We start from the raw sequence: 4,076 nt of genomic DNA on the forward strand, positions 1-4,076 counted from the left end.
GCTTAAGGGTTGAGCCCAAGTGGCTTTCGGGTTACCGGACACGCCGTGCGGTGTCGAAGCTCTGACGAGAGGGGTGCTGCGTTCGGCTGATGGCTACACGCCCCACCCCGTGTGCACCCGGTTGACATCCCCGCATGTCCCGGCAGCAAGGAGGTGAGAACGCAGTTGAGTCCCAGTGACGATAGTTCGTATCCGAAGCCGATGACTGTTTCGTTCCACCTCGGTCGCGAAACAGCCTGAATCGGCTTCCGTAGAACCCTTTTCCACGCATCTGGGCTGCGCGCCCGGACGCACTCACCCCTGTGCGTAATGCACTCCCAGGGGATCGGCTATTCCGCGAAGGAGGATTGTCATGTCTTTTGTGACCACACAACCGGAGATGCTGGCCGCCGCGGCCGACAACTTGGCGGGAATCGGCTCGACGGTAGCCGCCCGAAACGCCGCTGCGGCAGCCCCGACCACCGCAGTGATTCCGGCCGCCGCAGATCAGGTGTCGATGATGACCGCCGCCCAGTTCGCCGTGTACGGCCACCAGTACCAGATGATCAGCTCCCAGGCCGAGGCGATTCTGGGCCTGTTCACCGACACGTTGCGAAGCGCAGCCGGCTCGTATGCGATCACCGAGGCCGCCAACGCTTGTGTCGCCAGCTAGCCCCGGTTGGCCCGCAGAGTTGAAGGGGTATCAGCGTGTTGGACTTTGCAGCGTTGCCCCCGGAGGTGAACTCCGGGTTGATGTATGTGGGCGCGGGTTCGGGTCCACTGACCGAGGCTGCGGCAGCTTGGGCGGGGTTGGCCGATGAAGTGGGCTCGGCGGCTGATGCCTGTACTGCGACGCTGTCGCAGTTGACCGGTGGTGGGTGGCACGGTCCGTCGGCGGCGTCGATGGCCGCCGCGGCTGCTCCGTATGCGGCATGGCTGCGGGAGACCGCCGGCCACGCTGCTCGCGCTGCCAGCCAAGCGTCGGCGGCGGCAAGTGCTTATCAGACGACGTTCGCAGCTATGGTGCCGCCGCCGGTGATTGCGGAGAATCGTGCTCGGTTGGTGTCGCTGACCGCTACTAACCTGTTGGGGCAGAACACCCCTGCGATTGCGGCAACCGAGGCTGCCTACTCGGCGATGTGGGCTCAAGACGCCGCCGCGATGTATCGCTACGCCGGTGACTCCGCTGCTGCGGCCGCCCTCAACCCGCTCGGTACGCCCCCGGCTACCACCACCGGGACCGCCGGCCAAGCCGCCGCGACCACCCACGCCACTGCCACCGCGGCGTCCAGCGCCCCGAGCACTTTGTCGCAACTGCTCGCCCCGTCGATGGGTGGATGGAACATCTTCAGCCCGGCAAACGGCGCGTCGCACGTCGGACTGTCGGGGTTACTCAATATGCTCAGCGGGACCACGAATTCGTCGTTCGGCGACTTTTTGAACGACTTCTCCAACAACAGTGTTTTCTCCTCGGGGTTCTGGAATCCGACCGGCGTTTTCAACGTCTTCAACGCGTTCGACTACCTGCTGATCTACGCGGCCCAGGACGCTATGGCGTCCAATGCGCTCGGCGTGGGCGGCTTAGGCGGTTTGGCGCCGATCGCCTCACAAATCCACAGCGTCGGAGCCATTCCGGCCGACGTGGGCACCCTGGCCGGGGCTCACGCCGCTGAAACAGAAGTCACGGCCGGTGTCGGGGAAGCCAAGCTGGTCAGAACGCTGTCGGTGCCCCAGAAGTGGACCGCGGCCGCCGCTTCGGCAGTGACGGCGGGCACCGCTGCGATACCGGGTGCCTCAGCGCTGCCGTTGGGTATCGGCGCCGGCTCGACAGTACTTCCGGGTGCGCCGATGCCCGGAGCGGTGCGAGGCAAGAGGCGCGCCCGCCGCTACGGCTTTCGCCCGGTCGTGGTGGCGCACCCACCGGCCGGCGGATAATCGTGACCCCACCCAGCAACCCGACCCGAGGCAAGGAGGCGTCGTCGTGAGTGCGCAGAGCATCCCGCAGATCGGCGTGCCGGATTTCGGGGCGTTGCCACCGGAGGTCAACTCCGGGCTTATCTACGCCGGCGCCGGCTCAGGTCCGCTGGTTGCTGCGGCGGCAGCCTGGGCGGATTTGGCCAGTGAATTGGTCTCGGCCGCTGATGGCTGTGCCGCGGTGCTGTCTGAGTTGGCCGGTAATGACTGGCAGGGCCCCGCGGCGACGTCAATGGTTGCCGCGGCTGCGCCGTACACCGGCTGGATGCGGGCCACGGCCGGTTATGCCGCCCATGCAGCCAGTCAGGCGTCCACCGCTGTCGGTGCGTATGAGACTGCGTTCGCGGCCGCTGTGCCGCCGCCGGTGATCGCCGAGAATCGTGCCCGGCTGGCAGCCCTGGTCACCACAAACCTGCTGGGGCAGAACACTGCCGCGATCGCCGCCACCGAAGCTGCCTACGCCGAGATGTGGGCTCAAGACGCCACCGCGATGTACCGCTATGCCGGTGACTCCGCTGCTGCGGCCACCCTCAATCCGCTCAGCGAGCCTCCGGCCACCACGACCGCTGGCGGACCGGCCGGCCAGGCCGCTGCGAGCGCCCATGCGGCCGCGACGGCGGCGGCCAGCACCCCCACCACGTTGGCGCAACAGCTCGCCAACGCACTGCAAGCGCTCGGGCTCAACATCATGAACCCCGGATCGGGAACGTCCACCACGGGGCTGGGCGGACTTTTGAACCTGCTGTCGGGATCATCCGACGCGACCCCGTTCTCCAATTTCTTGAACTCCACGCTGGTCAATTCCGCGATCGCCGGCGCGCCCTACAGCCCGGCGTTCATCGGGCAAAACGTGGGAGAAATGAGCGCTCTCATGGCCATCCTCGGCCGGACCCTGGCACCGGCTGCGGCGGTCTCCGGTCTGAGTTCCGCGGCGTCCCCGCTCGGCAGTGTCGCCTCGGCCTCGACCGGCCTGGGCGGGCTGGGCACGCTGGCCGGGTCGACCTCCGCCGGGCAGGGAGCCATCACCGCGAGCGTCGGTAACGCCAGCCTGGTCAGATCGCTGTCGGTGCCCCACAACTGGACCGCCATAGCCGCCCCTGCGGAGGCCATCGCCGCACCGGCAACCGCACACCCGGTCGCGGCCCCCACCGCCAGCCCGGTCATCACCGCGGGCATACCGAGTGCGGCGGCGTCGAGCGCATCGCGCATGGTCGATAAGCCCGAAGATGAGGACGAAGAGGCCCCGGTCTACGGCTTCCCCACCAAAGCGCTGCGCCGTACGCCGGTGGGGGGGTAAGTACGTGGAGGGTATTCGCGCCAATCCGCTCAGTAGTTGTGGCAGGTGTTGGCGACCTGCGACATAACCGCCACGTACGGCGCAGCCTCTGGATTGCCCTGGATCTGCTGGATCATCTGCTCACGCTGGTCGCGCGGCGCGGCGAGAAAGGAATTCAACCAGGACTGCGCTGCCGGCATCGCGTTGAATTGTGCAGCAGCTGATGGATTTTGCGCGTTCAGTGCCGACAGCGCCTGTGGGTAGCTGCAGGTTGTGGTGATGACAGGATCGTCGGCACCGGGGTTTGCAGCCGCTATCCCGGCCGCGGTGGCCAACGACAGTGCCAGGCCGCCGATCGCAGCGCCAAGTCGTGTCGATGAAAGTGTGAACATTGTGGGAAACCTCTTCTCGCTAATGCACCGTCAGGCACGTTGCCCATGGCGCAGTAGTTCGTGGCTTGCCACTTCCGGTCGGGACTAAACCAGATCCGGCGATCCCTTAGCCTTTCCTCACACTTGGTTGGCAGCGGCCATCTTTCATGCCTGCCGGTATTCGGAAGCTCATGTTGACCGTGGTTCCCGACCCGGTCTGGTCGAGCTCGACACAGTCGGCCACCGAGCGGACGAATCGTAGCCCTCGGCCCCGGTTGCCCGGGTGGCGCGGCGGTGCTTTCCACGATCCGGAATCGGCGACCTGAACCTGTATTTGGGTGTCGGCGATTTCAGCACCGACCCGCACCTTGCCGCGGGTCTGCCCGCGGTAGGCATGTTCGACGCTGTTTTCGCACGCCTCGTTGGTGGCCACCACGATGTCGGCGGAGAGAGCCGGCGGGATGTTCGCCGTATCG

5 protein-coding genes are annotated in these 4,076 nt (G+C 66.5%); 3 read left to right on the forward strand and 2 right to left on the reverse strand.

Translation table 11 applies throughout. From position 1 onward, the window contains the following. The first annotated feature begins 352 nt into the window (after positions 1-352). From AC2VON_RS14550 to AC2VON_RS14560, 3 genes are read left to right on the forward strand one after another with little or no spacing between them, the layout of a single operon-like run. Positions 353-652 (forward strand): PE family protein, encoded by a 300-nt coding sequence (locus AC2VON_RS14550; protein ID WP_486953578.1) that lies wholly within the window; start codon positions 353-355, stop codon positions 650-652. 35 nt (positions 653-687) lie between these two features. Continuing rightward, positions 688-1,914: a PPE family protein gene (locus AC2VON_RS14555; protein WP_486953579.1), complete on the forward strand. Its 1,227-nt coding sequence runs from the start codon at positions 688-690 to the stop codon at positions 1,912-1,914. A 46-nt stretch (positions 1,915-1,960) separates the two neighbouring features. Further along, a complete protein-coding gene (locus AC2VON_RS14560; protein ID WP_486953580.1) occupies positions 1,961-3,250 on the forward strand; it encodes a PPE family protein in 1,290 nt (429 codons plus the stop codon). A 29-nt stretch (positions 3,251-3,279) separates the two neighbouring features. Here the strand turns inward: AC2VON_RS14560 and AC2VON_RS14565 are convergent, their stop codons facing one another. Both AC2VON_RS14565 and AC2VON_RS14570 read right to left on the reverse strand, forming a co-directional pair. Further along, positions 3,280-3,621 (reverse strand): hemophore-related protein, encoded by a 342-nt coding sequence (locus tag AC2VON_RS14565; protein WP_486953581.1) that lies wholly within the window; start codon positions 3,619-3,621, stop codon positions 3,280-3,282. A 106-nt stretch (positions 3,622-3,727) separates the two neighbouring features. After that, a partial coding sequence (locus AC2VON_RS14570; protein ID WP_486953582.1) for an ATP-binding protein occupies positions 3,728-4,076 on the reverse strand: 349 nt, incomplete at its 5' end.

The organism is Mycobacterium sp. TH-M82 (genome assembly GCF_057473605.1).

Bases quoted from the DNA above. Each gene is read 5' to 3' on its own strand.
- AC2VON_RS14565 (WP_486953581.1), bottom strand. From the start codon at position 3,621: ATGTTCACACTTTCATCGACACGACTTGGCGCTGCGATCGGCGGCCTG.
- AC2VON_RS14550 (WP_486953578.1), top strand. From the start codon at position 353: ATGTCTTTTGTGACCACACAACCGGAGATGCTGGCCGCCGCGGCCGAC.